The sequence below is a fragment of the Yersinia sp. 2542 StPb PI genome, assembly GCF_048593855.1.
Classification (GTDB): domain Bacteria; phylum Pseudomonadota; class Gammaproteobacteria; order Enterobacterales; family Enterobacteriaceae; genus Yersinia; species Yersinia enterocolitica_E.
Map to the genome: position 1 here is coordinate 1 of NZ_JAZGQA010000322.1, position 2,418 is coordinate 2,418.

The following is a 2,418-nucleotide window of genomic DNA, read 5'->3' on the forward strand; positions in this document are numbered from 1 at the left end:
TTAATTTATTGTTAAGTACAATACGTTAATAATTAGAAAGATAATTAATTCACAAGGAGTGATTATATGGTAGTTCGTTTATCTGCATTAATTGTTGCTTTAACTGTATCGTTCTCTTCGATTGCAGCAACTTCACAAGAAGATATCCAAGGAGCTAAGGTTGTCACTGTGACTACCGAAACAATATCCGGCCATCTTAATATTGCAAATGGCCGTAACTGTTTGGATGAGAATACCCAAGGTAAGCCTACCTTGTTAGCCTGTGATAGCGTGGCACAGGCCAGTTCAGAAAAAAACATCTTCCATTACATCGTGTTGAAAAGTGGGCAGTGTTTGTCAGATGAAGGTGGCTCAATACCGGTCATGGCAACCTGTGATTATCAGAACACAAAACAACAATGGAAAGCTCTTCAAGGTGTTGGTACGGATGTGCGAAATGTAGCATCAAATAAGTGCCTGACAACTGCAGGGTTGGACAAATCGGTGACGATGGCTACATGTGCTGGCCTGCCAGCTCAGAATTGGAAATTGCCTCAGTAAAGTAGCATTACAGGTGGCATTCATTGAGTACCATCGATGATGGTGCGGATATATTAGAGCTTCCTTAATTTAATGCTTTACTAATGAAAATAAAAATTATTATTAACAGTGGTTAAACAAACCAACTTATTTGATTGATTAGTGGATTTGATGAATTAATGATTAGGGTGGCTATTGCAGGTTACTAAAAGCAATCGTCGCATCGTCCGTCACTTTAGGCGGCTAATCATGGAGGAAGTTACGATGAAAGATATGTTAAAAGGCTTACTGTTAGTTAGTGTTATGTCGCTATCTGCGGGTGCTATGGCTGAAGAATGTAATCCATCCAGCAAGTGGTGGCCGTATTGTAATGATCCTGCAACGGGGCCAGATGTTGGCACTCCTGAACATGGACACTGTCAAGCTAACGGCGGATGCACTAATAATTAAATAGTTGAAGATTCCCTATATTGGGAGTCACATTTTATGTGTTAAATATTATTATCAAACCGCCTACGGGCGGTTTTTTATTGGAGTAAACAAATGACCAAACCAGATTGGGAGGCCATCGAATTGGCGTACCGAGCTGGCTTGATGTCACTGCGTGAAATAACCTCACAACACAACACAACATCAGTGAAGGTGCTACCTGTACGTTTCCGGGTTCGGCAAGATATGCGCTAAGTACCCAGACAAAGCACGTGAGATTGTCACAAGTGCGTTTGAAGCCGTATCAACCGGTTGCTTTGCCGCGATAGAGGTCGCGCCGGTTACTTCTTCGATTACTGCCAGACGGCTGAGAAAGCTCAGTTGCAGGGCAAGAAATTATCCGCTCTTGATTGGAAGTTCTTTTTCTTCTCTTGGTGGAAGAATCCGCAGTATTCAATCGACCCGGTTGAGGCTTTACCTCAGCGCCTGGTTGATTACTTTGCAGAGATGGAAGCCAAACACGGCGTTCATTTGAACGAGCGCCAGAAGACCTGGAACTACGCCAAACAGTTCCGCTGGCTTTATATCAATAAACAAATCTGCAAATTACCTGACAACTCACATCTACCGGTTCATACGTTCTGGGATATCGGCGTGGGTGACTCTACGGCCATCTGGTTCGTACGTGAAATCGGTGAAGAGCTTCATATCATCGATTACTACGAGAATTCAGGCGAAGGATTGCGGCACTACATGAAGATTCTGAAAGACCGCGGCTAACCCAATGATTTCATCTCGCGCATTTTGGCGCGGATGCCCTCAATAATGTCTTTGTCAGCAAGGGTGTGAGCGGCTTATCGTTGGCCCATATATGGGCCTCAGCCATGGTGTCAGCCAACACTTGCGCGGAACGGGTGTAGTTTTCAACGGCAAATAGCGGATCATCAGAGCAGGAGCGGGAACCCAAGAGGCGATAGCCATCTTTACGCTGAAGTCAGAAATTTATGATAAAAGTGTCGGTGCGGCCGCAAAAAGTGCATTAGTGTGATAAGAGTTGGTTGTGCAGAAGTGCCTGGCCAGCCAAATAAACCTCGCTTCAGTGGGGTTTTGTCGTTTTTGAACTTGGATTGGTGGGCTGAATAATCTGAAAAGTAACCTTGCTGATGGTGTGCTTGTAAATTGATGCTTAGAATCCGCTTCCTAACCGCCACTAGCTCAGCTGGATAGAGCCGATAACCATAGTTGTTGTAGGTGCGAGGTTCGAGACCTCGGTGGCGGGCCAAATTTCAGCCCTTAGCTTAACGGTAGGGGCTTTGCCATTTTGTGAGTCATGCCCACTATAAAGTTGGTCATGTTTACTGTTTGTTTATAATTACAATGTAAATTATACAGTGCTGTGATAGTTACCTTGGTGCAAGGATTGCATTATCATTGGTACGGTTACAGGGTCAGCTATCACAGCACCAAATT

Annotated in this window: 3 protein-coding genes, 1 tRNA gene and 2 pseudogenes; 5 read left to right on the forward strand and 1 reads right to left on the reverse strand. The window is 44.2% G+C overall.

Features of this window, described 5'->3' with window-relative positions:
• The first annotated feature begins 66 nt into the window (after positions 1 to 66).
• The 4 genes and pseudogenes from V1952_RS21130 to V1952_RS21145 all read left to right on the forward strand — a co-directional run.
• On the forward strand, positions 67 to 540 hold the full coding sequence (locus V1952_RS21130) for a ricin-type beta-trefoil lectin domain protein (protein ID WP_420072371.1): 474 nt from the start codon (positions 67 to 69) through the stop codon (positions 538 to 540).
• Between the two features lie 243 nt (positions 541 to 783).
• Positions 784 to 969: a hypothetical protein gene (locus tag V1952_RS21135; protein ID WP_372558812.1), complete on the forward strand. Its 186-nt coding sequence runs from the start codon at positions 784 to 786 to the stop codon at positions 967 to 969.
• Between the two features lie 93 nt (positions 970 to 1,062).
• On the forward strand, positions 1,063 to 1,203 hold the full coding sequence (locus V1952_RS21140) for a hypothetical protein (RefSeq protein WP_420075480.1): 141 nt from the start codon (positions 1,063 to 1,065) through the stop codon (positions 1,201 to 1,203).
• A pseudogene (locus V1952_RS21145) lies at positions 1,166 to 1,725 on the forward strand (terminase); the annotation flags it as partial. The gene V1952_RS21140 and the pseudogene V1952_RS21145, both read left to right, overlap by 38 nt.
• 2 nt (positions 1,726 to 1,727) lie before the next feature.
• Here V1952_RS21145 and V1952_RS21150 read toward each other — a convergent pair.
• Positions 1,728 to 1,942 (reverse strand): annotated as a pseudogene (locus V1952_RS21150) (phage tail sheath C-terminal domain-containing protein); the annotation flags it as partial.
• Between the two features lie 210 nt (positions 1,943 to 2,152).
• Here V1952_RS21150 and V1952_RS21155 point away from each other — a divergent pair.
• Positions 2,153 to 2,230: transfer RNA gene (locus V1952_RS21155), tRNA-OTHER, on the forward strand.
• The last annotated feature ends 188 nt before the right edge of the window (positions 2,231 to 2,418 follow it).

Bases quoted from the DNA above. Each gene is read 5' to 3' on its own strand.
- V1952_RS21130 (WP_420072371.1), top strand. From the start codon at position 67: ATGGTAGTTCGTTTATCTGCATTAATTGTTGCTTTAACTGTATCGTTC.
- V1952_RS21140 (WP_420075480.1), top strand. From the start codon at position 1,063: ATGACCAAACCAGATTGGGAGGCCATCGAATTGGCGTACCGAGCTGGC.
- V1952_RS21135 (WP_372558812.1), top strand. From the start codon at position 784: ATGAAAGATATGTTAAAAGGCTTACTGTTAGTTAGTGTTATGTCGCTA.